Raw genomic sequence first — 26,189 nt, 5'->3', positions numbered from 1 at the left:
AGTGCATCCTGGGCATCACGGAGTTCGCGTTTCAGACGGGCAATCTCTTTCTGCTCATCAGAGGCGTAATTACCGGAACCACGAACAGGGATATCGCCAGACTCCCGGAAGTCCTTCAGCCATTTTGTCAAAGTGCTGTAACCCACACCGAGATTTTGGGCACAACCACGAACACCAAGCTCCTTGTGATCGAAATAATACTGGACTGCATCCAATTTAAACTGTTTGTCATGTTGCTTTGCCATAATGAGATCCTCCTTCAGTACGATACTTCTATTGTATCATGTATTGTCTATTTGGAATTTTCTCATTTTGACTTGCACTATTTATATTCTAGCACCATGCCATTTCTGGCAGCCCCCCTAACTTTCAGGTTGAGCTCTTGATGGGGATTTTCCCAGAGCAAGATCCACCCCGTAATACACTATCGTGTTTTCCAGTGTAGGGCTCTTGCCTGGGATTTCGATTCCCCATACCCTCGATGATCTGCCGATCTGGCAGATATTGACGTCCACTGGAAAGTGTGACGCAGCACAAAAGGTAGATTCCGGCAGGACTGCCGGTTCTCCCATTTGTGGTGTTACTGAAGTAACAGAAACAAGAAAGGAGGAGAAGCCATGAGAAAAAAGAGATTAGAACGGGAACTGAACCATCCGCATTTTGTCGGAGTCCGGCTTTCCGATATTGAGCTGGAACTTCTGGACAGGAAGGCAGAGATCCTGGGGGTGTCCAGATCCGAATGCCTGCGGAAACTTTTGGTGGAAAAGGAGATCGTGCATCGGGTAGAAGTGGTTGCCGATATGGAAGAACTGCGAAGTCTGGTGGGGGCATATGGAAAGATCGGTGTGAACCTGAATCAGATCGCACGGTACTTCAATACGGGCGGGGAACGTTCACTGGCTATGGAGGATGAAATCCGTCATTGCATTGCGGAATTGTATGCACTCAGGGAAGAAGTGTTGAAGATGGCAGGGGATTTTGAACGGGATTATCGGGGCGGTTAAAGTAGTCCAGATGAATTGTTCCAAAATGATACCGAAACATGACCAAACAGCGTTTTCTGCCGTCAGACAGGATAAACCTCAGGCAAATATATTTGAGGTCAAAAAAGCCTGTCGTAAAGGTCAAAAAATGCAAAAAATGATACCGAAACGCGACCATATTTCGCTGTCCTGTACCAGGTACTGGCAGGATGGCAGGAAGGAGGAATGTCTGTGCCGAGAATGAGCAAGAAAAGAAAACAGGAATTGGCTTTTTTTCTCAATGAAAGAGGGCGGGTTGCCCACAATGACACCTGCCGGAAATGTGTTGGAGACTGCAAGCAGAGTTTCCGGACTGTGATTGTCTGTTGCCCCTGCTATGAATCAAAACGAAGCCGTCGGCGGAAGATCAGACAGAAACAAAAGGATGGATGTGAAGAATAAAGATCAGATGGTATACATGACGGATCAGACCCAGATTCCGGTATATCTTCCTTACCCACGGTTTCTGCTGGGGATGGATCTGACTCAGACAGCCAAGGTCCTGTATGCTCTGTTGCTGGATCGGGCGTGTCTTTCCAGGAAGACAGGGTGGAAGGATGAGGAAGGCCACATTTTTGTGGTTTATCCCATTGCTTATCTGGCTGACGATCTTAGAAAGAGTCACATGACTGTAAAAAAGGCATTGAATGAACTGGAAGAAGCCGGACTTCTGGTGAGAAAAAAACAGGGATTTTCAAAACCGAATCTGCTGTATATCAAAATCCCGGCAGAGGGAAAGAAAAGTTCCCCTGTGAAGGATAGAAAAGTGTCCCTCAAAGGGAAAGAAAATGATACTTATGAGGGAAAGAAACCTGCCCCTGTGAAGGATAGAAAAGTATCCCCTAATTACTTAAATAATAGTTACTTGATATATAGTCAAACAAATAAAGAGAGAGAAGCGCGCTCTGCCTATGGCGAATATCACAATGTGTTTCTCTCCGAAACAGAATATGGAGAATTGAAACAGGAGATCCGGGAATTAGACAGGCTGATCGAGGAACTGTCCAGTTATATGCGTTCCAGTGGAAAGCAATATGCTGATCATGCCGTTACCTTGAGAAGATGGGCAGAACGGTCAGCCCTGGTGAAAAACATTCCGGATTATACCTGCAGTGAGGAGGAAAGTCTATGAACAAGGTGGTAGAAGAAACAGTAAAGAACATGATTCAGTCGGGAGAAAGAACCAGAGAGGATTACATCGGAGAAGATGGGCTTCTGTATTGTAGACAATGCCATGAACCGAAGGAGGCTTATTTCGATCAGGAAAAAGTCGGAGTTTTGGGAATTAAAAAACATCCGCGTGAATGTGGGTGCCGGAGACAAAAGAGAAAACAGGAGGAACAGTACTGGGAACAGCAGCGTCATGAAGCTGTAGTCAGAGAATTGAAGGAACATTGTTTCTCGGATAGATCCATGAAGGAATGGACATTTAAGAATGATAAGGGACTTTCCGAAAATACCGTGCTTGCAAAGCTTTATGTGAAAGACTGGGAAATAATGAAGGCGGAAAATACAGGCTACCTCTTCTGGGGAGCAGTGGGAACCGGGAAAAGTTTTCTGGCGGGCTGTATTGCCAATGCACTGTTGGAACAGGAGATAGAAGTACGTATGAACAATTTTGCAGAAGTGCTGAATGATCTTTCTGCTAATTTTTCAGAGAAGAATACATACATAAAAAATCTGTGCAGAGTTCCGCTGCTGATTCTGGATGATTTTGGAATGGAGCGGGGGACAGAGTACGGACTGGAACAGATCTATGCGGTGATCGACGGCAGATATCGGAGCGGGGAACCCCTGATCGCGACGACCAATCTGACACTGCAGGAGTTAAAGAATCCGCAGGATACAGCGCATGCCAGGATTTATGACCGGCTGCTGGAGATGTGCGTGCCGGTTCAGTTTAAAGGGGAGAGTTTCCGGAAACGTACGGCTCAGGAAAAGCTGGGACGGATGCAGAAAAGAGTAAAGGAGGAGATGAGGTAAATGAGACAGACAAAAGAAAGAGAGAGCAACTGCCGTCTGGCAGTGGATATTGAAGGTCTGGCCGCTATGCTTTCCTGCGGACAGATGACTGCAAGGAAGATTGCGGAAGATGCGGGAGCCCGGATCACCATCGGCCGCCGGGTATTGTACTCCGTACAGAAAGTGGAAAAATACCTGGAAGCAATAGCGGAATAGAGGAACACAGATGTGCGTGGGTGTGGTTTTGTGCTATACTTTTCATAGACAGGACAAGACCATTCCCCACAACAGGGAGGTGTGAAGATTACAGAAGCAACAGTTCAGCACGCGCCATTCGCAAAACCGCACTACGTGCTAATGATGGCTGCCGCCATTGTTTTGCTCATTCATAGGCGCTCACCACATCTGGATGTCAGTCACCGGATTTTTATGCAAGCATAAATCCGTCTCCTGACACCAGATGGCTGAACTGTTCCAGAAAGGAATGGTTTTGTGGCAAGAAAAGACAATAGAGGAAGAAATCTGAGGACCGGGGAATCCCAGCGCAAGGATGGACTCTATATGTACCGGTACAAGGATGAACGGACCGGCAGACGCCTGGCCGTTTATTCTCCGGATCTGGCTGAACTCAGGAAAAAAGAAAAAGAGATTGAGAAAGACCAGAGCGAAGGAATTCTGACCGATACCCAATTCAAGAATATGACTCTCAATGATTTGTTTGAGATCCACATGGATACCAGAAAGCTGGCGGAGAGTACACAGGCCAATTACAGAAGGATGTGGAACAGTCTTGTGAGGAACGAACTCGGACAGATGAAAGTAGTACAGGTAAGACCATCTCATGTACGCTTGTTTTATTCCCGGCTGAGCAAACAGAAATATTCCCACAGTACCATCAAGTTTCTCCATAATATGATCTTACCGAGCTTTGAGGTAGCTGTAGATGATGATATCATCCGGAAGAATCCGGCCAAGAGAACGCTGGGAGACTATGGGGAACCGGAAAAGAAACGCACCGCCCTGTCCTTTGATCAACAGAAAAATCTGCTGAACTATGTAAAGAACAGCGAGGTATTCCATATCTACCTGCCACTTTTGCAGGTGATGATCGGAACCGGGCTCCGCTGTGGAGAACTGATCGGACTCACCTGGAAGGACGTAGATCTGAAGACCAGGACCGTATACGTGAATCATCAGCTGATCTATAAGAACTATGGAGACGGGTGTGATTTTCATGTGACCATGCCGAAGACAGAAGCCGGGATCCGGGAGATTCCCATGAGCAAAATGGTGGCAAAAGCCTTTAAGACCCAGAGACGGCTGAATTTTCAGATGGGGATTCCCAGGGATGTGAAGATCGAAGGGCTTTCGAATTTCGTGTTTATGAGCAGGAGCGGACGTCCTATGATGCCCACTACCGTGAACTTTATTCTCCGGGATATTGTAAAGGCTTATAACGAGGAAGAAAATGAGCGGGCAAAGCGGGAGAGGAGAAAGCCGGAAGAGCTGCCGCACATCTCCGCCCACATTCTCAGACATACAGCCTGTACTAGAATGGCAGAGACAGATCTGGATATGAAGGTCGTTCAGTATGTGATGGGACATGCGAACATCAGTGTCACGATGGAAGTTTATAACCATATTACAGACCGGTCCAGGATTGAAAAAGAGATTGCGAAGATGGATCTGGTTCAGATCATGTGATGGCTCAGATTTCTTTAAGAATGATTACAGAACTGCTCGCCATGGACTTCGCGAACAAGTTCGCTCAGTCGCGGCTGTCGCCTTATAGGTTCAAAACCGGAGCTGCCTTTATGTGAGCAAGCTCCCAAAAGGCACCCCGATTTCGTCCCTGCATGGCTCGTAGTTTTCGCGCAAATTGGTGTAGAAATGGTGTAAAAATGGTGTAGTAAGCCATTTTTTGAAAAAATTAAAAAATTGGAAAGCCCGAAAAAGCCCGTAAAATCAAGCTTTTTTGAGGTTTTCCAAAAAAATTATTAAAAAAATTAGCACTCACCTCTTGACGCTGCTAATAATAAGTGCTATATTACAACTAGAACAAAGGAAGAGATGAAGATCTCGAAAGAAAGTTGTTCGATTTCAACACTTCGGATTTCTCCGATAGTGCTAAAATAAAATGAATTGTCATAAAGAAAGGAGACATGACTTATGATGATGCCTAGTATTTTTGGAGAAAACTTATTTGATGACTGGATGGATTTCCCATTTGATGATGATTTCTTTGGAAAGAGAAACCCGTTGTATGGAAAACACGCAAAGAACATGATGAAGACAGATGTCAGAGAGACAGATGATTCTTACGAAGTAGATATTGATCTCCCTGGATTTAAGAAAGACGAGATCAATGCCCAGCTGAAGAATGGATATCTTACCATTTCTGCAGCGAAGGGACTGGATAAAGATGAGAAGGATAAAAAAGGTAACTACATCCGCAAGGAGCGTTATGCAGGCAGCATGAGCAGGAGCTTCTATGTAGGCGATGACGTCAAACAGGAAGACATTCATGCGAAATACGAAGACGGTATCCTGAAACTGACAGTTCCGAAGAAAGATCAGAAGAAAGTAGAAGAAGCATCGCACATCGCGATCGAGGGCTAATAAATCATGCGGGCGGCCGAAAAGGCCGCCCCTTTTTGTTCCCACCTTCTGTCAGGAAAACGGGCGAAACTGTACAGGATTCCTGCTGGTATCTTTTCACGAAAACAGGTAAAATGAAGACAGAAAACATCAGGAGGAACAGTTATGAATTTAGGAAATAATCTGTATCAGGCAAGGAAAAAGAAAGGGCTGTCTCAGGAGGATGCGGCTGAGAAGCTTGGTGTGAGCAGGCAGACGATCTCCAAGTGGGAGACCGACGAGACGCTTCCGGATATCCGCCAGGCAAAGCAGCTTTCGATGTTGTACGGTCTTTCGCTGGATGAGCTGATTTCATTTGATGTGGAAATGCAGGAGATTCAGGATGTGATCGACCGGATGAGTGACGAGGTGACAGAAAAGATCGACTGGACAAAAGCGTGGAGTAAAAAGTATCCGATTCTGGCGTCCTACCAGAAAGAGGTGGACATTTCGTATTATGCGGAAGAGTTGTGCAGGCTCTTGATCCGGATGGAAAAAGAATATGGATATAATGAGCTGGATTCCATGCTGGTGCTGAAAGATATTCTGGCAAGAGTGTGGAAGAACAGAGGAAAAAAGAATTCCGGGAAATAGATGATGAAAACGCAGGGCAGGCAGCGGACGATGATAGAACCGCTGCCTGCTCTGGCTTTATGTTTCGGAACCGGCCGCCGTTGTGAATGCTTTCAGGCGTTCATAGAATACTTTTGCGGCCGGTGAAAATGTTTGATATTTTTTGGTGACCATATAAAGGCCTACAGATAATTCCGGACTGATTGGCCGAAATACAAGGTTTCGTCCCATGGTGTTGACAAGCCGGTCAAGGCAAAGGGCATATCCGATGCCGTGCTCCACAAGATAGGTAGCATTGTAAATCAGATTGTAGGTCGCTACGACATTCAGGGCATCCTCACCGAACCAGTCCAGATCCTGATGGCCGGAAAAGGTCTGGTCTGCCAGAATCATCGGAAGCGTTTTCAGCTGATCGATGTTGATGGTGTTCTGTCCGGCGAGCGCACAGTCCTTTGGCATCAGCAGTCCGTAAACATCTTTTTGATGTAGATTCAGGTAATCGTATTTTTCCTGCCGCACCGGGCCAAGCAGAAGTCCCATATCGGAGAGCCCTTTGTCAATCCGGTCCATGATGGCGTCAGCATCCCCGCTGTAAGTATGAAGCTTGACATCCGGATAATCTCTGTGAAACCCTGCCAGAAGCCCGGCGATCATATCCATTCCTACCGTTTCGCCGCAGCCGATAAAAATATCTCCGCTCAGATGCTCGGCGTCCGTATGAAGAGCGGTCTCTGTATTTTCCAGAAGTTTCATAATCTCCTGCGCACGGTTACGAAGGAATACCCCGTCTTCCGTCAGTTCGATGCTTCGTTTTCCGCGGATAAAGAGCTGCTTTCCAAGCTGGCTTTCCAGATCCATCATCTGCCTGGAAAGGGTAGACTGGGAAATAAACAGTGTCTGAGCCGCCTTTGTAATATTCAGTTCTCTTGCTACTGCAAGAAAATAATGGAGCAGTCGCGTTTCGATCATGCCGTTTCACCCTTTCAAGTATGGAATATAAAATCAGTATATGGTCAGTATACCACAAGTCTATCATTCCTGAAAGTGATGATAAATAAGAAGTGATAACTGTTTGTTGTTTCTTTAAAACGGACCTATAATGAAATCAAACAGGAGACAGCCGCCGTGCGGACGGTCTGCTGTCATCAATAAAAAATGCAGGAGGCGGATTTTATGACGGAAACAGTGAAACTGTCGAATGGAGTTTCCATGCCAATGGAAGGATTTGGTGTGTTCCAGATACCGGAGCAGGAGTGTGAGCAGGTCGTAAGAAATGCGATAGAATCCGGTTATCGTTTGATTGATACGGCCAGTTCCTATCAGAATGAAGAGGCGGTCGGCCGGGCAGTCAAAACCTGCGGCATCCCGCGGGAGGAACTTTTTATTACGACAAAAGCATATATTCAGGAAATGGGCTATGACAACACGATGAAGGCATTTGAGGATTCCCTGAAACGGCTGGGGCTTGACTATCTGGATCTGTATTTGATTCATATGCCGTTTGGCGACTATTATGGATCGTGGCGGGCAATGGAAGAGTTGTACCGGGCAGGGCGGATTCGTGCCATCGGAGTCTGCAATTTCCTTCCGGACCGCCTGCTTGACTTCTGCTATAACGTGGAAATCAAACCACAGGTCAATCAGATTGAGCGCCACCCGCATTACCAGCGCGCAGAAGATCTGCAGCTGATGGAAGAGCTCGGCGTGCAGCCGGAGGCCTGGGCACCTTTTGCGGAAGGATTGAAGGGAATGTTTGAGGAACCGGTGCTGATGGAGATTGCGGCGAAACATCAGAAGACACCGGCTCAGATTCTCCTGCGCTGGAATGTGCAGCAGGGCGTCATTGTCATTCCGAAATCGGTTCATAGGGAGCGCATGGAAGAAAACAGAAAGATCTGGGATTTTGAACTGGATGCAGAAGACATGCAGCGGATCGCGGAACTGGACAAAAACTGTCCGTCCATGCTGGACACCCGAAAAATCAGTGAGATCAGGCGAGTGTACGATTATCTGAACAACCCTGTTTTGACCAGTTTATAAGAGAAATAAAAGCTTGCAAAGGAGAATGGAATCATGATGAATATGGAAGTGAATGGAACGACCATTCAGGTGAAATTATACGAGAACAGTTCGGCGGAGGCAGTGAAAGAACTGCTGAAGAAAGGCCCGTTTACAATAGAAATGAAAGATTATGCCCATATGGAAAAGTTCGGAAGCTTTGGGATGCAGTTTCCGACGAACGACGAAACGATTACAACCGAAGCCGGAGATGTGATCCTTTCGGAAGGGAATCTTCTCGTTATCTATTATGCACCGAATACGTGGAATTTTACGAGGCTTGGAAAGATCCGGAATCTGTCAGAGACAGAATTGAAACAGGTACTTGGAAAAGGAAGTATTACGGCAATCCTGACGCTGGCGGACGACGAATAACAAAGCGGGAGAGGTTTTGCGGCCTCTCCCTTTTCAATCCCTGGTTTTTCAATGTTGTTTCTGTTTTTTATCCATGTACTTTTAAGCCATGAAGCATTTTTACAAAGTTCGGATCATCGTGGTTTACGATTTCGCTGTGTCCGATATCCAGTTTTGCGATTTCGTTCATATCTTCTTCGCTGAGTTCAAAATCCCAGATGTTCATGTTCTGTTCCATACGGTTTTTGTGAACGGATTTTGGAATTACGACAACGCCACGCTGTACGTTCCAGCGAAGAGCAACCTGAGCTGCGCTCTTTCCGTATTTTTCTCCGATAGAAGAAAGAACCGGATGAGTGAAGATGCCGTGGTTTCCTTCTGCGAATGGTCCCCATGCTTCCGGACGTACGCCGTATTCTTTCATCAGTGCAAGAGCGTCTTCCTGCTGGAAGAATGGGTGAAGCTCTACCTGGTTGACTGCCGGGATCACATCGACTGTCTCGCAAAGATCTGCCAGACGTGCCGGATAGAAGTTGCAGACACCGATGGCACGAAGTTTTCCTTCTTTGTAAGCCTCTTCCATTGCACGGTAAGCTCCTGCATAATCACCCATCGGCTGATGGATCAGGTACAGATCAAGGTAATCAAGTCCCAGTTTTTCAAGAGAACTCTCGATTGCTTTCTTTGCGCTTTCGTAGTCTGCATCCTGTACCCAGAGCTTGGTTGTGATGAAAAGCTCGCTGCGGTCTACACTGCTTTCTTTGATTGCTGCACCGACTGCTTCTTCATTCATATAGGCAGCTGCCGTATCGATCAGACGATAACCGCTGTTTATAGCATCCAGAACAGCCTGTTTGCACTGTGCCGGGTCCGGTACCTGGAACACACCAAATCCTTCCAGCGGCATTTTGATTCCATTATTTAAAGTAACATATTCCATGATTTTTTACCTCCATTTCTTTTGATGACTTCATTGTAGCGGATCCCTTCAGAAAAGTACAATACAGGTTCCGAATTGTGCTATAATTGAAATGAATAGTGAAAAGGAGAGATGTTTACATGATTGAAATCTATCTTCTGGAACAGCTGGTGGCGTTTGAAACATATGGAACGCTTTCGGCTGCAGCGGAATATCTTCATATATCACAGCCGGCCCTCAGCCATTCTATGCAGAAGCTGGAGGAGCTGATGGGAGTCCCGCTGTTTCACCGTCAGAAAAACAGGCTTGCACTAAATGAAAATGGCAGGCTTACAGCGGAGTATGCCCGGAAGATTCTGGAGCAGGAACGGGACATGGTAGAACGGGTCCGGCTTTTTGACAAGAGCAGAAGGACAATCACCCTTGGCTCCTGCGCACCGGTGCCGGTTTCGGATATTGTACCGCTTCTGTCAGGGCAGTATAGAGGGATGACGATTTCATCCGAGATTGTAAACAGCGATGAAGAGCTGATGGAGGGGCTGATGAAAGGTTCTTATCAGATCGTCGTTCTGCACCATGATCCGAAAAAGGACGGCCTGTATGCGGTACCGTTCCGCCGGGAACGTCTGTATCTGTCTGTTCCGGAGCAGCATCCGCTGGCTGAAAAAGATGAAATTGTTCTTTCTGACATTGACGGGCAGAACATTCTGCTCTTTACGCAGATTGGTTTCTGGTACGAATTCTGCAAAGAAAAGCTTCCGCACGTTCATTTCCTGATGATGAATGAGTTTGACGCGTTTTCCGAAGTGGCGGAAGCAGGATCGTTTCCGTCCTTTGCGTCGGATGTGCTTTTAGAACAGAATGGGTGGCCGGAAGGGAAAAAGATTATCCCGATTCTCGACCCGGAGGTGGACGTCACCTACTATCTGGTCTGCAAGACAACGGACCAGAAACTGTTCCAGCCGGTATTCAGAAGGCTGCATACGATCAAATAGAAAAGTTCCGCTTTTCCCGTGAGGAGAGGCGGAACTTTTTTGACATGTTACGACTTTTTAACCTGATAGATATTCAGAAGAAATACTGCTCCGATAATAAAGAAAAATCCTACAAGATCGGCGGCCGTAAACCGGGTGCCAAGCAGGAGAACGGTCAGGATCACGGAGGAGACCGGATCAAAGTTTGCAAGGGTTCCGGCCTTCACCGGAGGCAGCAGTGATGCTCCGAAATGATAGAAGGTGGAGCCGGCCGCTGTTCCAATCAGGATCAGCCCGCAAAATCCGAGGATGACCTGCGGCGTGATGTCGATGGAATAGGTCCATGGGCGGACAAAAATGGAGAAAAAGATTCCGCTGATCAGCATTCCGCGCCCCACGATGTATTTGGCGCCGTAAGTCCGCACGATTTTTCCTGGAATCAGGGTATAAGTGGAGTAGGAAAAGGCACAGATCAGACCGAAAAACAGGGCGTACCCGGAGATCGCAAGGTTCCCCGGCCGTCCCCCGGTGCTGATGATGAAGGTGCCCGCCACCGCGGCGATGATCGCTGCCGTTTCCGTCTTTTTCGGAAGCGTTCTGGTGCGGATGCAGGTGACGATCAAAATGATGATCGTGGACAGATACTGAAGCACCGTCGCGGTTCCGGAGTCAGAATAATAGATCGACATAAAAAAGGTAAACTGTGTCAGGCAGATGCCGAAAATCGCGAAAAAGACCAGTGTCATCGTATCTTCCCTGGACTGCCAGATGGAAGGATGCGGATGTGATTTGGAATCTTTTTTACGAAAAATCAGGTCCAGCAGAATCAGGATAATCCCGGCGCTGATCTGCCGGATACAGAGGACAACCGGTGTCGGGAGGGCCAGATCGTGCAGCAGATACTGCCCGGAACATCCGGAAAATCCCCAACAGAGAGTTGCTATGATAATGGAAACGGTGCCGAGTAATTCTTTGTGTTTTGTCAGACGATGCATGAATTTTGCTTCCTTTCTTTCTAAATGCGTCATATCCCAGTATTATAATACAAAACAGAGAAAGTGGCTATCAAAAAATAAAAGGAAGAAAGTGGCAGAGGAGGCGTATCATGGAATGATATATAAGTACGTCTAATGAATAATCATACAAAATTATAATATACTAATATATTTCCAATCATTTTCACTTATGCTATGATGGAAAACGAAAGGAAGCGAAAGCTTCGGCACAACCAAATATAGTTGAAAATTCTTCAAGATACATTCGCAGGACGGGAAACCTGTTTAGCCTTTGGCCGATGTATCTTTTTTATTTCCCATTCCTGCTGTATGGGGAGTAAAAACACCCTTTACGGAATCATCCGTAAGAGGAAGCGAAACGCAAGGAGGATTTGAAAATGGAAAGAACAGTGGAAAATTTAAAGGAAATGATCCGCGCAGGACGCGGAAAGATCCCGGCACACAAGGTGATCCGGGGCGGACAGCTTGTCAACGTCATGTCAAGCGAAGTGTATCCGGCGGACATTGCCGTGTACAATGATATGATCGCGGCAGTCGGTGATGTGGAAGACTACATCGGACCGGACACAGAGATTATCGATGCCAAAGGAAGATACCTTGTGCCGGGTATGATTGACGGCCACATTCACAGTGAATGCAGCAAGCTCAGTATTACAAGTTACGCAAAAGCGGTTGTGCCAAGAGGAACGACAAGTATGATTTCCGGTCTGGATGAGTATATCTCTGTATCCGGCCTGGAAGGGCTGAAGGAAATTTTCGCGGAAGTGAAACAGAGCCCGCTGAAAGTATTCTGGGGTGCGCCGTACAAGACTCCGTATACGATTCCGGAATCAACGGTTGCTTTTAATTTTACCAAAGAAGTGCATCAGGAAGTGCAGAAGTGGCCGGAATGCTTTGGAGTATGGGAAACAGTAAGAGAGTTCCTTCAGGAAGAAGATGAGGACACATTAGGGGCAATTGCCGAGGCCTTCAAGAACCGTCTTCCGGTTTTCGGATGTGCGCCGATGGCACAGGGCAATGACCTGAATGGTTACCTTTGCGGAGGAGTACGTCTTGACCATGAAAGCTACACCCATGAAGAGGTAGTGGAGAAGATGCGAAAAGGAATGCACATGCTGATCCGTGAATCATCGGTTACTCATTTCCTGGAAGAGAACATCAAGGCGGTAACAGAGGTCAACCCTGCATTTGCGCGCCGTGTCAGCTTCTGTACGGATGATGTGACCGCAACGGATATTCTTGAAAAGGGACATCTTGACAACGTGGTACGTCTGGCAATCAAGGCTGGAGTAGAGCCGATGACAGCGATTCAGATGGCAACCATCAACAGCGCGGAAGCATACCGGATCGACCATCTGGTAGGATCCATCTGCCCGGGAAGAATCGCGGATATTCTGTTTGTCGATGATCTTCACAATTTCAATGTAGAAGAAGTCATGACAAATGGTAAAATGGTAGCAAAGGACCACAAGCTTAGCTATGAGCTGCAGGCGCCGGAGAGAAGTTCTGTATTAAAAGGGGTTCTGAAATGCAAAAAGACAACAAAAGAAGATTTTGAATACCGGACTTCCATTGAGAACGGGGAAGCGAAGGTACTGGCTATGGACGTCAAAGGACCGTTCGTCCGTAAGAGAAGAGATGTCGTACTGAAAGTGGAAAACGGCATTGTGCTTCCGGATCCGGAACAGGATGTGGCAATGGTATCTGTCCTCGAAAGATTTGGAAGAAACGGAAACAAGTCTCTTGCATTCTGCTCCGGATGGAAACTGAAAAAGGGTGCCATGGCTTCCTCTGCGGCACCGGATGACAATAACCTGGTTGTCATGGGAGTCAGTGCGGAAGATATGTCCATCGCCGCAAACTATGTGATCGAGCAGGGCGGCGGACAGGTTGTTGTTGCAGACGGCGAGATTCTGGAATTTCTGCCGCTTCCGGTCGGAGGAATCGTAAGTGATCTGGAACCGGAAGAAATAGCGGCATGGGAAAAGAAAATCGACCATGCGGCAAGAAGCCTGGGATCCGATCTGCCGGACCCGATGATGTACATGTTCTTCCTGCCGATTACAGCGATCCCGGATTACGCCATCACGGATGCTGGCCCGGTTGACTATACGGCGCTTACTACATTTGAACCAGTCCTTGAAGTTACTGAGAAATAGAAGTAGAAGAAGAAGGTAGAGATCATGAAAAAAGAAGAACTGAAAAAGCTGATTGATACGGCAGCCGGAAGAATCCCGGCGGATGTTGTGATTCAGAACTGCAAAATTGTCAATGTATTTTCGGGAAAAATAGTAGAGGGAAACATTGCCATCTGCGGAGACCAGATTGCAGGAATCGGCGACTATGAGGGAAAAGAAGTGATCGATGCCGGGGGCCGGTATGCGGCGCCTGGATTTATCGACAGCCATATTCATATTGAATCTGCTTATGTAAGCCCGGAAGAGATCGGACGTCTTCTTGTTCCTCACGGGGGAACAACGATCATTGCGGATCCGCATGAGATTGTCAATGTCTGCGGAATCAGAGGGCTGGATTATATGATGGAGGCCGCAAAAGGGACGAAGCTTGATATCAAGTATGTACTTCCATCCTGTGTTCCGGCTACTCCGTTTGAACATGCCGGCGCGGTCATCAATGCTCCGGAGATGGAAGAGCCGATCAAGAGGGACGGAATTCTCGGACTTGGGGAATTCATGAACTTCCCGGGAGTCATTGCGGCGGACGAAAGCGTGCTGGACAAACTGATGACAGCCAAAGAAGAAGGAAAGATCATTGACGGACACGGCCCTGGAATTACGGGAAAAGAACTCAATGCCTATGCGTCAGCGCGAATTCTTGCAGATCATGAGTGTTCTACTGTAGAGGAAATGGAAGACCGTCTGGAACGGGGAATGTATATCCTGTTAAGACAGGGATCTGCCTGCCATAATCTGCGTACATTGATTAAAGGCGTGACACCGGAAAACAGCAGACGGTGTCTGCTCTGTTCCGATGACCGCCAGCCAAAGACCATTTTGCACGAAGGACATCTGGACAACCATCTCCGGATCTGCGTGGAAGAAGGACTGGATCCGGTGACGGCGATCCGGATGGCGACACTGAATGCGGCAGAATGTTTCCGCCTCTATGACAGGGGAGCTATCGCGCCGGGATACCGTGCGGATATTGTCCTTCTGGATGATCTGAACGATTTCCATGTCAACCGTGTATGGATTTCGGGAGAGCTGACGGCGGAAGAAGGAAGATACCTTCCGGAAATTCAGTTCCACGATATTTCTTCCGTAAAAGGAAGCGTAGTTGTAAAGGATTTCTCCAAAGAGAAATTCAAAATGCATCTGAAATCCGGTCATGTCAACGTGATCGGTATTCTGCCGGGAGGAGTTGTGACGAAAAAGGAAACAGCGGATATCAGACTGGATGAAAATGGGGAATTTATCCGGGACCCGGAAACAGATATCGTGAAAGTGGCTGTGGTGGAACGTCATCAGGGAACAGGAAACGTGGCCTGTGGATTCTTGAAAGGATACGGAATCAGGGAAGGTGCGGTTGCTCTTTCTGTGGCTCACGATTCCCACAACATCATCGTGGTTGGTGTCAGTGATGAAGAAATGGAATTTGCGGTCAACAGCCTGATTGCACAGGAAGGCGGCATTGTCCTTGTGAAGGAAGGAAAAGTAATTGAGAGCATGCCGATGCCGATTGCAGGACTGATGAGCGATCAAAGCGGAGAATGGGTGGACAAAAAGCTTACGGAAATTCATGAGAAGGCATATTCAGAACTTGGTATCTGCGGAGAGGTAGAGCCGGTTATGACACTGTGCTTCATGTCCCTTGCGGTGATTCCGGAGGTGAAACTGACCGATATGGGACTGTTTGATGTGACAACCTTCTCCTTTATTTCGACAGAAGCATAATACTTAAAAAGAAGAGAGAGAAAAAAATGAATAAAGAGAAAACACTTGTGCCATGGTTTCAACGTGGCGACATTGGTGGAATGACCTATTCCATTACAAATAACATTGTAAACTATTTGATTGTTATCACAACTCTTTCCGGCGTCCTGGAATGGCCGGATGAGATTGTATACGGATCCGTTATACCGGGTATGTCTGTAGGTCTGATGCTGAGCGGCATTTATTATGCGTTTATGGGACGGCGGCTTTCTAAAAAAGAAGGACGGGCAGACGTAACGGCTTTGCCATCCGGTGTTTCTACACCTGCCATGTTCGTTATGCTGTACGGAGTGATCATGCCGCTTCACTATGCGCTCAATGATCCGGAACTCGCATGGTCGGCAGCGGTAGCAGCATGTTTCATTGGAGGTGGAGTGGAAGCTCTTGGTGGATTTATCGGTCCGTGGATGAAGAGAAAACTCCCAAGAGCAGCACTTCTCGGAACGGTTTCCGGGATTGGATTTATCTGGATGGCGACGCAGGGAGTATTTGATGTGTTTGGAGATCCGCTTGTAGGACTTCCGATCCTGCTTGTCGCGTTCGTGGGCATTTTTGGAGGCTATCTGTTCCCGAAGAAGATTCCGCCGCTGGTGGTGGCCATTGTAGGTGGAATCGTATATGCATTTTGCCTTGGACGGACAACCGTTGATTTCAGCGGGATCGGATTTTACATTCCGAATCCGGTCAACAGTGTGCAGCATCTGATTAATGGATTTTCTGTGGTACTTCCGTACCTGACCATTGTGATTCCAGTGGAAATTTATAATTTCATCGAGACGATGGACAATGTAGAAGGTGCAAATGCTGCCGGGGACAATTACGATGTGCGGGAGACACAGTTTGCGGACGGAATCTGTACCATGCTTTCCGCAGTCTGCGGAGGGGTCATTCCGAACACGGTATGGCTTGGACATGCCGGACTGAAGAAATCTCATGCCGGAATCGGATATTCACTTGTTTCCGGTCTTGTACTCGGAGCGGCAGGAATCTTCGGACTGTTTACCTTTTTAAGCAATATGGTTCCGCCGGCAGTGTGCGCGGTGACCTTCCTCTGGTGTGCCGTGGTTATGGTAGCACAGGCATTCAAAGACTGTCCGGTAAAGCATTATGGTGCCATTGCCGTGGCCATGGTTCCGCCGGTTGCGGACTATTTGTATACGCAGATCACCGGAGCAGTGGGACTTGCCGGTTACAGTACGGAAGTGCTGGCGGACGGAACGTCCGGCTACAATGCAGAAGTTACACAGATGATCAAAGATGCCGGGGTGATGTGGAACGGTGTGCCGGGCGTAAAAGCCGGGGCAATCATTATTGGAATTCTGCTTGGAACCATGACAGTCTTCATCATAGAAAAACAGCTTCATAAAGTAGGGATTACGGCTCTTGTAGGTTTTCTGCTTGCCTGCTTTGGATTTATCCACAGTGCACAGCTGGGCTTTTATCCGACCTCGCCGTTTGCGATCGGATATCTGATTATTGCCGTGCTGGCATTCCTTCTTCACCTTGGAAGAAATACCTGGTTCAAAGGGCCGGATGATTTTGAATATGTATAAGATTCAGCTGCCGGGTTCCCGGTGCCGCCATGTGCATCATTGTATGCACATAGGCGGCCAGGGGAACCTGGCTTTTTGTTTCCGTGACAGCCAGGAAATTGTGCAAAAAACAAAACAGGCTTGCCTGGAGTAAAGAATTGATTTATCATAATATTATCTGACAGAAAGAAAGGAGCTTATTATGAAAAAGTTATGTTCATGGCTGCTTGTCCTGGTACTGGCTGCGGCGTCCCTCGCAGGATGCGGCTCTCAGAGTACGGATGAAGGCAGTAAGCAAAGTGAAGAAAATTCTGCAAAGCAGGAACAGACCGCAGAGCCGGTGGATGTCAATATCGCGGCACTGAAGGGACCGACCGCCATGGGAATGGTGAAGTTCATGGATGATGTGGACAAGAGCGAAGTGGATGATGAAAATTACAACTTCCAGATTGCGGCATCCGCAGACGAAGTGACACCGAAGCTGGTGCAGGGAGAGCTTGACATCGCGGCGGTACCGGCCAACCTGGCATCCGTACTGTACAACAATACAAAAGGTCAGGTACAGGTTCTGGCAGTTAATACACTTGGTGTTCTCTATATCGTTGAGAACGGAGAGACAGTACAGTCAGCAGCAGATCTGAAGGGAAAGACGATCTATGCAAGCGGAAAAGGGTCTACTCCGGAATATGCGCTGAATTATATTCTGACGGAAAACGGAATCGATCCGGCAGCAGATGTGACGATTGAGTGGAAGAGCGAGCACTCGGAATGTGTGGCGGCACTGGCAAATGATCCGAGCGGAATCGCAATGCTCCCGCAGCCGTTTGTGACGACAGCGCAGACAAAGAATCCAAATATCCGCGTTGCGCTGGATCTGACAGAGGAATGGGATAAGATTCAGGAGAATAAAGAGGAGAAGAGCGCGCTTCTGACAGGAGTCGTTGTTGCGAGAAGCGAGTTTGTAAAAGAGAATCCGGAAGCAGTGGCGAATTTCCTCGATCACTACAAAGAGTCCGTTGACTATGTAAACGAAAATACGGATGATGCGGCGAAGCTGGTTGGACAGTATGAAATTGTGACGGAAGAAGTGGCGAAAAAAGCGCTTCCGGAGTGCAACATTGTCTGCATTACCGGGGATGAGATGAAAGAACAGCTTTCCGGATATCTGCAGGTGCTTTTGGATGCCAATGCGCAGTCAATAGGAGGAGCGTTGCCGGAAGATGATTTCTACTACAGCGAATAAGAAGAAAAAAAGAACAATCAGATTATGGGCTGTGGCAGTCTGGCTGCTTGTGTGGCAGGCAGTCAGCACTTGGATCGGACAGGAGATACTGCTGGTATCTCCTGTTGTTGTTTTCAGGAGGCTGACAGAGCTTGTAAGGGAAACTGAATTCTGGCAGTCCATCGGATTTTCCCTGGTACGGATTCTGGGCGGCTTTCTTATTGCCATGGCAGCGGGGATTCTGGCGGCAGGACTTTCTGCCCGGTTCAGGCGTATTCGAGAGCTTCTTGCGCCTGCGGTGCTGACGATCAAGGCGGTTCCGGTCGCGTCCTTTGTCATCCTTGTGCTGATCTGGGTGCCCTCCCGGAATCTTTCCATCGTGATTTCCTTTCTGATGGTATTTCCGATTCTTTACACGAATGTACTGGATGGGATCCTTAGTACGGATTCGAAACTTCTGGAGATGGTGCAGGTATTTGAAGTACCGAAGGCAGTACAGATCCGTTATGTCTATGTTTCGCAGGTCCTTCCGTTTTTCCGGTCAGGGTGTTCGGTGGCTCTTGGACTTTGCTGGAAGGCAGGGGTGGCGGCGGAAGTGATTGGAATTCCGGACGGCTCTATCGGAGAAAATCTGTACAATGCCAAAGTCTATCTGAACACGCCGGATCTGTTTGCGTGGACGGTGGTGATTGTGCTGATCAGCCTTGTATTTGAGAAACTGTTTCTGGCGGCGGTAGACCGGATTGTCAGTCATTTGGAAAGGATGAGCTGAGATGGATAATGGAAAAATCAAGATTTCCCGTCTTTTTAAGTCCTATGGTACGCACATGGTGCTCGCCGGTTTCTCGGCGGAGTTCGAAAAAGGGAAGACTACATGTGTTATGGCACCGTCCGGTGCGGGAAAAACGACGCTTCTTCGGATTCTGGCCGGACTGGAAGAGGCGGATTCGGGAAGTATCGAAGGAATGGAAGAAATGAAAAAGAGCATGGTCTTTCAGGAGGACCGGCTCTGTGAGAATTTAAGCGCCTCCGCAAATATCCGGCTGGTGCGGCAGAAAAAGCCGTGGGGCCGGGACCGGGAGGAGGTGCGTCAGATCCGGGAAGCAATGACGGCGGCCGGGCTGTCCGGGTGCGAGGATCAGCCGGTCCGGGAACTTTCCGGCGGTATGCGACGGCGGGTTGCGCTTTTACGGGCACTTTGCTGCGACTGGGATATCCTGTTTCTGGATGAACCTTTCAAAGGTCTGGATGAAGAGACAAAAAAACAGGTTATGGACTATACGAAAGAAATGTGTACCGGAAAGACGGTGATCTTTGTTACACATGACAGCAAAGAGGCGGTGCAGATGGGGGCAGTCTGTATCAGCCTGGATCATAAAGAAGAGGAAAGACAATAAAAAACCGGCGGCAGTCACTGATGTTTGACTGCCGCCGGCTCTCTTTTTATATTAACCTTCGATGGAGATGTAATTTGCCTGCTCAACTTCCTTTTTCGTTTTCTTTGGAACGGAGATCTTCAGGATACCATCGGCATATTTTGCACGAATATCATCCTGGTGAATAGCATTGCCTACATAGAAGCTCCGGCTCATGGTGCCGTTATAACGTTCACGGCGGATGTAGTTGCCCTTCTTATCTTTCTCGTCGTTCTCTGTATTCTTCGAAGCGGAGATGGTCAGATATCCTTCTTTCAGCTGAACATTGATTTCGTCTTTCTTGTATCCAGGAAGATCGACATCCAGTTCATAGGAATCATCTGTGTCCCTGATATCCGTCCTCATTACTGATGTAGAACTCTTCTTGCTGTAAGAAGGTGTCCTTCTAAAGAAATCATCATCAAATGGGAAATCCATCCAGTCATCAAATAAGTTCTCTCCAAAAATACTAGGCATCATCATAAGTCATTTCTCCTTTCAATTGACAAAATATTTATGTGATCACTCCCGCTGGGGGAGTGGTATTTCGGGGCAGGTACCTGAGCTTTCCGGCTCTTTTCTATCTGTTCCCTTTGTTCTATGTGTAATATAGCACTTGATATTAGCACTGTCAAGAGGTGAGTGCTAATTTTTTGAAATTTTTTTGCAAATCTTGTAAAATCGGTGTTTGCAAACATTTTCCACTTTTGAATTTGAGTATAGAAAAAGCGGTTGATCTCCAAAGGAGAAACCGCTTTGTATGAATTGCTTATTGCTTTATATAGACGCTTAACTGTTCTTCAATGTTGCGTCCGCTGTACATGACACGAAGAATTGTTACCACCTGTTCTTCCACATCCGGAAGATAAAACACGATATAGTTATCTACCGCAACAAAACGTAAACCTCGGCTATGCCACGGTTCTTTTCCATATCTCGGAAAGCGTTCCGGCATTTCATCTAAACTTAATATCTGCTTTTCCAGACGTTCCAGTTGCTTTTCGGCATTTTCTGGTGACAAAAGTTCAAAAGTGATATACTCAAATATCCCTCGCAGATCTTCCTCAGCCTGTATTGATGTGACTACGTTAAAAATCATAAGCTATAATCTTTGCGAATATCAGCAAAAACCGTCTTTGCATCTTTGGTTCGACCTGCTTTCATATCCACATATCCTTTCTCCAACTCTGCATGCAGTTCTTCTGTTCCCAGCATACTTATATCTGTGGGCGTTCTGTCTGGGATTTTCACTTCAAAAGGAAGTCCCCGATGTAAGATAATCTGTTTATAAAACATATTGATAGCGTTAGAAGCAGGAATACCAAGTGTGGAGAGGATTTTTTCGGCCTGCTCTTTGACTTCAGGTTCTATTCTTGCATATAAATTTGCTGACTTTGCCATAATAACACAATGCTCCTTTCTCGTTCATATCTTTTTCTTTATTATACACAGATGTCCGCACAATAGCAATACGTTATATCCTGCGCTCCAATGATACGGTTGAACTGCTCTAACGTTCATAACTAATATTTTCTTCATACAACATTTTTTCGCACATGAATTTCACTCTGTTCAAATCAATAATCTGACTTTTTAATATTACTTTCATTTCTTGAAGGCTCAATGAGTTTTTCTTTTTCATAAAAACGGATATTAGAACGGGATAGACCTGTTCGTTCTTCTACATCTTTCATAGTCATGTTATGCATCCCCTTTCAAGCAACTCTAGTTTACTTAATAATAAGCTGTAAACAAGGCTTACAGTCAAGGATTTATCAAAAATCCGTCTATTAAAGCTGGAATAGCCGCAATAGACGGAGAGTCTCCAATTCCTTATCAACTTCAAATCTTTTTTACTAAATCTATTTATTTTCCCGTCTTACCCGGCAAGGATTTCCGTAAGCAATCGTGTTGCTTGGAATGTACTTTGTGACAATACTGCCTGCACCGATAACAACGTTATCACCAATCGTGACGCCAGGCATAATAATTGCGCCTCCGCCTATCCATACGTTGTCACCGATTACGACAGGCGCGGTCTGTGTTTTGCAGAATTCAAAGGAGCCATCTTCTTTCGGTGAACCGAAACGGTCGGAAGCGTTGGTTGGATGAAATGCTGTGTAAATTTGAACATTTGGGGCGATCAGCGCATTATTGCCGATCCGAATAATATTATCGTCCAAAAAAGTACAATTCATGTTTACTTCACAATTATTGCCAAAATAAATATTGTTACCATAATCGACATAGAAAGGAGCGGTAATCCAGAGATTTTTCCCTTTTCCGCCAAGTAATTCATTTAAAATGCGTTCTTTTTCCTGTGCATTTGCGGAATCTGTCCGGTTATAGTCCCTGGCCAGGTCCTTTGCTTTATGCCATTGTGTCAAAAGCTCTTCATCGCCGCAGTCATAAAGCTGTCCGGCAAGCATTTTTTCTTTTTCCGTCATCTAATGTTCCTCCATTACTCAAAGATATAATTATTATATCTTTTTCTATAAAAAGAGGAAATAGATAAAAGGTAAACAAGTATTTTAAATTTTCCGGTTATAATAAATTACAGTAATTAATTCCAGAAGCATCATGGCGGCTAACATGATGCCAAACGCAAGTGTCATAGGTACCGATAATACTTCTCCGATGACAGAATGCCCCAGCATACATGCAAGCAGGCAGAGAAAGCAGATGCCTTCCGACCATAAAAATGCAGTACTTCGGGATTTGATCTTTACGAGGAGATTTCTTTCGTCAAGTTCGCTGATTTTATCTTCACGGGACAGACCGGCGGATAAACTGCGGATTAGAATCCCAATCCCGAAGAACAGACATAAAACCATGATCAGGCTTCCCTTGATATCGAAGCCTTTCCAGATGCTTGCAATCAGCATCGCAATGCCAAGCAGGCAAAAAAACAATCCAAGGAAAAAATTATTCTTGTTATAAATCTTCATACTGTTTATCCTCCTTTTCTTTATTCTCTTTCAGACAGCATAAGTCCTCAACGGTGACGCCGAATATCAGGGCCATCCGGTAGGCCAGCATCAGGGACGGACTGTACTGCTCCTTCTCGATGGAAATGATCGTCCTCGATGAAACGTGAACCAGATCAGCCAGATGCTGCTGTGTCATTTTTGCTGCTGTTCTTAATTCTTTTACTCTTGTTTTCATGTGTACCCTCTCATCAATGTGAAGTCAGCTTCTTGTGAAGTTAACTTCATGTTATCAGAAGAATATGAAAATGTCAACAGATATATGAAGGAAACTTCATATTCCGGCTCCGGATGATTTCCCCATAAAAAAGCAGGAATCCCATTTATCCAGGAATTCCTGCTTTTTATATAGATAGCGTCAGCTATTGGTATTCTCGTCCGATTCTTTTGAACCCATCTTGAAGAGATGGATTGTGCCGGTGCGGTTCAGATAGGAAAGCAGTGACAGCCCGATCGGAAAACCAAACAGACCGACTACACCGAACAGCTGGACACCGGCGAACATGCTGACAAGTGTAATAACCGGATGCAGTCCGATCTGTCCGCCTACGATTTTTGGCTCAATAATGTTGCGCACGACAGTGATGAATACATAGAGCAGCGCAAGCTTGATCGCTCCCGGAAAATCTCCGAGGATTGCAGAAATAACAGCCCATGGAATCATGATACCGCCGGTACCGAGAACCGGAAGAATATCAAAAACTGCAATGCACAAAGCGATCAGAACTGAATTCCTGATACCGATCAAAGTCAGGCCGACAGCCAGCTCTACAAATGTGATGCTCATGATCAGTGCGTAGGAGCGGATGCAGACAAATAATGTACCGACCACATACTGCTTGATCTGCCGGACCACGTTCTGGGCTTTGTCGCTTAACTGGCGCATGCAGAAAGCGGATAAGGCTTCGTAATCCATAGCAATAAAGAAGGTAGAGATGATCATTAAAACCAGCCGGATGAAAAGCATCGGAAGGGAGGACGCAATATTGGAAATTGCCTCCATACTGGTAAGAGAAAGATTCGATACAATTCCACGAAGAGACTGCATAAGCTGGTTCCACAAATAATCTACGGTATCCAGAATAGAAGGATCCGCCTGCTGGATCGCGTGTTCCAGCTGATCGAAAAGATCAATCAGGACCGGATTTACATACCGGAGATAAATCTGCGGAAGCCTTTGTATCAGGTCGCTTACATAAGAAAAAGCCCGGATGCTTCCAAGCACTAAAAGTGTACCGATTGTCACATAAAATACCAGAACCACAAGAATGGCTGACAGCTTCCGGGGAAGCTGTGTTTTTGTGGTAATAAACTGAATAGGGCGTCTCAATATATAGGCAATAAAAAGCGCCGCGACAAACGGGAAAAGAAAGGACAGTGCGAACCTCAGCACAAAAAAGGCGAGGGCAATAATAATTGCGAAGTACAAAAAGTTAATGATGAATTTTGTCCGTTTTTCCATTTGTTTTCATAACCTCATTCCATGTTCAATATAGAAATAACTCACTAATAATTAAGATATCGGAGATTTGTGAAAGTGTCAACAGAAAGTATGCTGCCAAAGCAGTTTTTATGCTTCTTCCAGCGGAAATCTCTCCCATATTTTTCCCAGACGTTTTGCAATCAGTCCGACCAGAAGGGCAGCGGCAACGGTTCCTTCCCTGACACCCTGAAGGCTTTGAGTAAACACGAGCGAAAGGATGCAGGCAGTCAGTACTAATGTCACATCAAATCCCACCTTCATATAACCGAATTTGACCGGAAGAACCTGGCAGATGGCAAGGACTACTCCTTCTCCGGCGAGAACGACTACACCGGCCTTGACCTCCAGGCTGACCCCGACGGCTACCAGAAAGATACCCGCCAGACAGACAATCCACTGCTGCCAGTATGTATGGCACTGTATGCCGCGGACCGCCCAGACCGCGAAATCAGTGAGATATCCAAAGAGAAAGGCTACAGGAAGCTGCATCAGCTGAATCAGATGATATTTTCTTCGGAGAATTAAAATCTGGAGCAGTATAAAAACGCAGTGCATGAGAATAGTAGCGGTTCCTACAGTAAACGGAGAAAACAGGCTGATGACATAAGGAACACTGGAGATCGGCGATGTCCCGAGACTGGCCTTGATGGAAAATGCCACCCCGAAAGCCATGATGGTAAGACCGGCCAGGAGAATGAAATACCGCTTAAAAAGGGTAACAGTCAGTTGATTATGCATGATACTCATTCCTTTCGATAAAACTACAGTGATGCGTAAAAGCGCATCCATCAATTACACAGCATTTCACTGCGTTCTATTTTATTATAGCATTTGAAAAGAAAATGTAAATTATGGGAAACGTTTTAATGGATGGGTAGCAAAACAGGCCCGTCTGATGCTATAATGGATCATATAAAGAGAAACAGAAGGTATGAGAAAGGAGAAGGACCAATGAATATGGAATACGTACTGGAGCAGCTGAAAAACCTGCTTGCAATCGACAGCCCGTCAGGCTATACAAAAGAGGTGACGGATTATCTTTTAAATGAATTTGAGAAACTGGGAGTGCCGGCATACCGCACAGTAAAAGGTGGAGTGATTGCGGATCTCGGCGGAGAAGACGCGGACAATGCGGTCTTTGTAGAGTCTCATGTAGATACACTGGGCGCGATGGTTTCACAGATCAAGAGCAACGGATGTCTGGAGATTTCTCCGGTGGGAGGAATCGACGCCAACTCCGCAGAAGGTGAGACTGTCCGCATCCGGACACGGGACGGACGTATCTATGACGGGACATGCCAGCTTTGCAACGCCTCTGTTCACGTAAATGGTAAATACGCGGAGACAAAGCGGACATACGATGTGATGGAGATTGTTGTTGACGAAAAGACATCTTCCAAAGAGGAGACGGAGAAGCTGGGAATTATGACCGGAGATTTTGTCTGCTTTGAACCGAGAACAACAATTACAAAGAGCGGCTATATCAAGAGCCGTTTCCTGGATGATAAGCTCAGTACCGCAATGCTTCTTGGATACGCAAAGCATATCAAAGAGGATGGCGTGACTCCGAAGCGGAGAATTTATCTCCACATGACAGTTTTTGAAGAGGTTGGACACGGCGGATCCGCTTCCATTCCGGATGGTGTGACAGAAGTGCTTTCCGTGGATATGGGATGTGTAGGAGACGGTCTTGCCTGCAAAGAGCATCAGGTATCGATCTGTGCAAAAGACAGCAAGGGACCTTACAATTATGATGTCGTTTCTAATCTGATTGAGGCGGCGAAAAAAGCGGGATGCGATTTTGCGGTGGATGTTTATCCTCATTACGGATCGGATGCGGATGCTGCACTGACAGCCGGATATGATGTGCGCCATGGATTGATCGGGGCAGGTGTTTATGCATCTCACGGATACGAGAGAAGCCATGTGGATGGAGTGAAGAATACTCTTCTTCTGCTTGAGACATATCTTGGATAGGCTGGAGAAAGACAGGAGATTACGATTTACTTAAAATTCTTAAAAAAATGTGAAAACCATTTTATCTAAAAGAATCCGTGTTAAAATACATGTGTTACAGAAGAA

31 protein-coding genes are annotated in these 26,189 nt (G+C 46.5%); 18 read left to right on the top strand and 13 right to left on the bottom strand.

What is annotated here, in order from left to right; translation table 11 throughout:
• Nucleotides 1-245: transposase (locus tag FGQ85_RS11370; protein WP_207738729.1), on the bottom strand; the 245-nt coding region annotated here is incomplete at its 3' end.
• A gap of 372 nt (nucleotides 246-617) precedes the next feature.
• On the opposite strand from FGQ85_RS11370, the gene mobC reads away from it, so the two are divergent.
• The 8 genes from mobC to FGQ85_RS11330 all read left to right on the top strand — a co-directional run bounded on the left by mobC (nucleotide 618) and on the right by FGQ85_RS11330 (nucleotide 6,215).
• Nucleotides 618-1,004, top strand: coding sequence for a plasmid mobilization relaxosome protein MobC (mobC, locus tag FGQ85_RS11365; RefSeq protein WP_138373510.1), 387 nt, complete (start codon nucleotides 618-620; stop codon nucleotides 1,002-1,004).
• A gap of 210 nt (nucleotides 1,005-1,214) precedes the next feature.
• The gene (locus tag FGQ85_RS18860; RefSeq protein WP_076780937.1) at nucleotides 1,215-1,424 is read left to right on the top strand and encodes a hypothetical protein; all 210 of its coding nucleotides are present in this window, start codon (nucleotides 1,215-1,217) and stop codon (nucleotides 1,422-1,424) included.
• Nucleotides 1,414-2,154 carry a replication initiator protein A gene (locus FGQ85_RS11355; RefSeq protein ID WP_138373509.1) on the top strand — a complete coding sequence of 247 codons (741 nt, stop codon included), beginning with the start codon at nucleotides 1,414-1,416 and terminating at the stop codon, nucleotides 2,152-2,154. The genes FGQ85_RS18860 and FGQ85_RS11355 overlap by 11 nt, the downstream gene beginning before the upstream one ends.
• The gene (locus FGQ85_RS11350) at nucleotides 2,151-3,005 is read left to right on the top strand and encodes an ATP-binding protein (RefSeq protein ID WP_138373508.1); all 855 of its coding nucleotides are present in this window, start codon (nucleotides 2,151-2,153) and stop codon (nucleotides 3,003-3,005) included. Before FGQ85_RS11355 ends, FGQ85_RS11350 begins: the two co-directional genes overlap by 4 nt.
• Nucleotides 3,006-3,200: a DUF6462 family protein gene (locus FGQ85_RS11345; RefSeq protein WP_004605493.1), complete on the top strand. Its 195-nt coding sequence runs from the start codon at nucleotides 3,006-3,008 to the stop codon at nucleotides 3,198-3,200.
• Between the two features lie 276 nt (nucleotides 3,201-3,476).
• Nucleotides 3,477-4,688, top strand: a complete 1,212-nt coding sequence (locus tag FGQ85_RS11340) for a site-specific integrase (protein WP_138373507.1) — start codon at nucleotides 3,477-3,479, stop codon at nucleotides 4,686-4,688.
• Between the two features lie 465 nt (nucleotides 4,689-5,153).
• The gene (locus tag FGQ85_RS11335; RefSeq protein ID WP_138373506.1) at nucleotides 5,154-5,603 is read left to right on the top strand and encodes an Hsp20/alpha crystallin family protein; all 450 of its coding nucleotides are present in this window, start codon (nucleotides 5,154-5,156) and stop codon (nucleotides 5,601-5,603) included.
• Between the two features lie 144 nt (nucleotides 5,604-5,747).
• The gene (locus tag FGQ85_RS11330; RefSeq protein WP_087254712.1) at nucleotides 5,748-6,215 is read left to right on the top strand and encodes a helix-turn-helix domain-containing protein; all 468 of its coding nucleotides are present in this window, start codon (nucleotides 5,748-5,750) and stop codon (nucleotides 6,213-6,215) included.
• Nucleotides 6,216-6,272: 57 nt separating this feature from the next.
• Here FGQ85_RS11330 and FGQ85_RS11325 read toward each other — a convergent pair whose 3' ends face one another.
• Nucleotides 6,273-7,163: a LysR family transcriptional regulator gene (locus FGQ85_RS11325; protein ID WP_138373505.1), complete on the bottom strand. Its 891-nt coding sequence runs from the start codon at nucleotides 7,161-7,163 to the stop codon at nucleotides 6,273-6,275.
• A 204-nt stretch (nucleotides 7,164-7,367) separates the two neighbouring features.
• Between FGQ85_RS11325 and FGQ85_RS11320 the strand changes: the two genes are divergently transcribed.
• Nucleotides 7,368-8,234, top strand: coding sequence for an aldo/keto reductase (locus FGQ85_RS11320; RefSeq protein ID WP_195481780.1), 867 nt, complete (start codon nucleotides 7,368-7,370; stop codon nucleotides 8,232-8,234).
• 33 nt (nucleotides 8,235-8,267) lie between these two features.
• A complete protein-coding gene (locus tag FGQ85_RS11315) occupies nucleotides 8,268-8,627 on the top strand; it encodes a cyclophilin-like fold protein (RefSeq protein WP_138373504.1) in 360 nt (119 codons plus the stop codon).
• Nucleotides 8,628-8,694: 67 nt separating this feature from the next.
• Here the strand turns inward: FGQ85_RS11315 and FGQ85_RS11310 are convergent, their stop codons facing one another.
• Entirely contained in the window at nucleotides 8,695-9,546 is an 852-nt protein-coding gene (locus tag FGQ85_RS11310; protein WP_138373503.1) for an aldo/keto reductase, read from the bottom strand.
• Between the two features lie 119 nt (nucleotides 9,547-9,665).
• Between FGQ85_RS11310 and FGQ85_RS11305 the strand changes: the two genes are divergently transcribed.
• Nucleotides 9,666-10,520 (top strand): LysR family transcriptional regulator, encoded by an 855-nt coding sequence (locus tag FGQ85_RS11305; protein WP_138373502.1) that lies wholly within the window; start codon nucleotides 9,666-9,668, stop codon nucleotides 10,518-10,520.
• A gap of 47 nt (nucleotides 10,521-10,567) precedes the next feature.
• On the opposite strand, the gene FGQ85_RS11300 is transcribed toward FGQ85_RS11305, so the two are convergent.
• Nucleotides 10,568-11,494 carry a DMT family transporter gene (locus FGQ85_RS11300; protein WP_171027949.1) on the bottom strand — a complete coding sequence of 309 codons (927 nt, stop codon included), beginning with the start codon at nucleotides 11,492-11,494 and terminating at the stop codon, nucleotides 10,568-10,570.
• 398 nt (nucleotides 11,495-11,892) lie between these two features.
• Between FGQ85_RS11300 and FGQ85_RS11295 the strand changes: the two genes are divergently transcribed.
• The 6 genes from FGQ85_RS11295 (at nucleotide 11,893) to FGQ85_RS11270 (ending at nucleotide 19,619) form a co-directional block, all read left to right on the top strand.
• Nucleotides 11,893-13,674, top strand: coding sequence for an adenine deaminase C-terminal domain-containing protein (locus FGQ85_RS11295; RefSeq protein WP_138373500.1), 1,782 nt, complete (start codon nucleotides 11,893-11,895; stop codon nucleotides 13,672-13,674).
• A gap of 24 nt (nucleotides 13,675-13,698) precedes the next feature.
• On the top strand, nucleotides 13,699-15,429 hold the full coding sequence (gene ade / locus FGQ85_RS11290; protein ID WP_138373499.1) for an adenine deaminase: 1,731 nt from the start codon (nucleotides 13,699-13,701) through the stop codon (nucleotides 15,427-15,429).
• 26 nt (nucleotides 15,430-15,455) lie between these two features.
• Complete coding sequence (locus tag FGQ85_RS11285) at nucleotides 15,456-17,021, top strand: xanthine/uracil/vitamin C permease (RefSeq protein WP_087169644.1); 1,566 nt, start codon at nucleotides 15,456-15,458, stop codon at nucleotides 17,019-17,021.
• Nucleotides 17,022-17,202: 181 nt separating this feature from the next.
• Complete coding sequence (locus FGQ85_RS11280) at nucleotides 17,203-18,243, top strand: ABC transporter substrate-binding protein (RefSeq protein ID WP_087169643.1); 1,041 nt, start codon at nucleotides 17,203-17,205, stop codon at nucleotides 18,241-18,243.
• Nucleotides 18,221-18,994, top strand: coding sequence for an ABC transporter permease subunit (locus tag FGQ85_RS11275; protein ID WP_118636523.1), 774 nt, complete (start codon nucleotides 18,221-18,223; stop codon nucleotides 18,992-18,994). The genes FGQ85_RS11280 and FGQ85_RS11275 overlap by 23 nt, the downstream gene beginning before the upstream one ends.
• Nucleotide 18,995: 1 nt before the next feature.
• Nucleotides 18,996-19,619 (top strand): ATP-binding cassette domain-containing protein, encoded by a 624-nt coding sequence (locus FGQ85_RS11270; protein WP_138373498.1) that lies wholly within the window; start codon nucleotides 18,996-18,998, stop codon nucleotides 19,617-19,619.
• Between the two features lie 51 nt (nucleotides 19,620-19,670).
• On the opposite strand, the gene FGQ85_RS11265 is transcribed toward FGQ85_RS11270, so the two are convergent.
• The 9 genes from FGQ85_RS11265 to FGQ85_RS11225 form a co-directional block, all read right to left on the bottom strand.
• A complete protein-coding gene (locus tag FGQ85_RS11265; protein WP_087169640.1) occupies nucleotides 19,671-20,120 on the bottom strand; it encodes an Hsp20/alpha crystallin family protein in 450 nt (149 codons plus the stop codon).
• A gap of 286 nt (nucleotides 20,121-20,406) precedes the next feature.
• Nucleotides 20,407-20,736, bottom strand: coding sequence for a type II toxin-antitoxin system RelE/ParE family toxin (locus tag FGQ85_RS11260; RefSeq protein WP_087169638.1), 330 nt, complete (start codon nucleotides 20,734-20,736; stop codon nucleotides 20,407-20,409).
• On the bottom strand, nucleotides 20,733-21,038 hold the full coding sequence (locus tag FGQ85_RS11255) for a type II toxin-antitoxin system RelB/DinJ family antitoxin (protein WP_087169637.1): 306 nt from the start codon (nucleotides 21,036-21,038) through the stop codon (nucleotides 20,733-20,735). Before FGQ85_RS11255 ends, FGQ85_RS11260 begins: the two co-directional genes overlap by 4 nt.
• 176 nt (nucleotides 21,039-21,214) lie before the next feature.
• Nucleotides 21,215-21,337, bottom strand: coding sequence for a MerR family transcriptional regulator (locus FGQ85_RS11250; protein ID WP_330677504.1), 123 nt, complete (start codon nucleotides 21,335-21,337; stop codon nucleotides 21,215-21,217).
• A 162-nt stretch (nucleotides 21,338-21,499) separates the two neighbouring features.
• Nucleotides 21,500-22,084, bottom strand: coding sequence for a sugar O-acetyltransferase (locus tag FGQ85_RS11245; RefSeq protein WP_138373497.1), 585 nt, complete (start codon nucleotides 22,082-22,084; stop codon nucleotides 21,500-21,502).
• A gap of 84 nt (nucleotides 22,085-22,168) precedes the next feature.
• The gene (locus FGQ85_RS11240; RefSeq protein ID WP_138373496.1) at nucleotides 22,169-22,585 is read right to left on the bottom strand and encodes a hypothetical protein; all 417 of its coding nucleotides are present in this window, start codon (nucleotides 22,583-22,585) and stop codon (nucleotides 22,169-22,171) included.
• A complete protein-coding gene (locus tag FGQ85_RS11235; protein ID WP_138373495.1) occupies nucleotides 22,572-22,802 on the bottom strand; it encodes a helix-turn-helix transcriptional regulator in 231 nt (76 codons plus the stop codon). The genes FGQ85_RS11240 and FGQ85_RS11235 overlap by 14 nt, the downstream gene beginning before the upstream one ends.
• Nucleotides 22,803-22,982: 180 nt before the next feature.
• Nucleotides 22,983-24,086, bottom strand: a complete 1,104-nt coding sequence (gene ytvI, locus FGQ85_RS11230) for a sporulation integral membrane protein YtvI (protein ID WP_087169634.1) — start codon at nucleotides 24,084-24,086, stop codon at nucleotides 22,983-22,985.
• 108 nt (nucleotides 24,087-24,194) lie between these two features.
• Complete coding sequence (locus FGQ85_RS11225) at nucleotides 24,195-24,845, bottom strand: DUF6198 family protein (RefSeq protein ID WP_087169633.1); 651 nt, start codon at nucleotides 24,843-24,845, stop codon at nucleotides 24,195-24,197.
• A 213-nt stretch (nucleotides 24,846-25,058) separates the two neighbouring features.
• Here FGQ85_RS11225 and FGQ85_RS11220 point away from each other — a divergent pair, with 213 nt between their 5' ends.
• Nucleotides 25,059-26,084, top strand: a complete 1,026-nt coding sequence (locus tag FGQ85_RS11220) for a M42 family metallopeptidase (RefSeq protein ID WP_330616923.1) — start codon at nucleotides 25,059-25,061, stop codon at nucleotides 26,082-26,084.
• The last annotated feature ends 105 nt before the right edge of the window (nucleotides 26,085-26,189 follow it).

Origin of the sequence: Pseudoflavonifractor sp. BSD2780061688st1 E11 (assembly GCF_005844125.1) — a bacterium.
GTDB lineage: Bacteria > Bacillota > Clostridia > Lachnospirales > Lachnospiraceae > Sellimonas > Sellimonas catena.
Note: the sequence above shows the minus strand (reverse complement) of the source record. Positions and strands in the feature narration are given on the sequence as shown.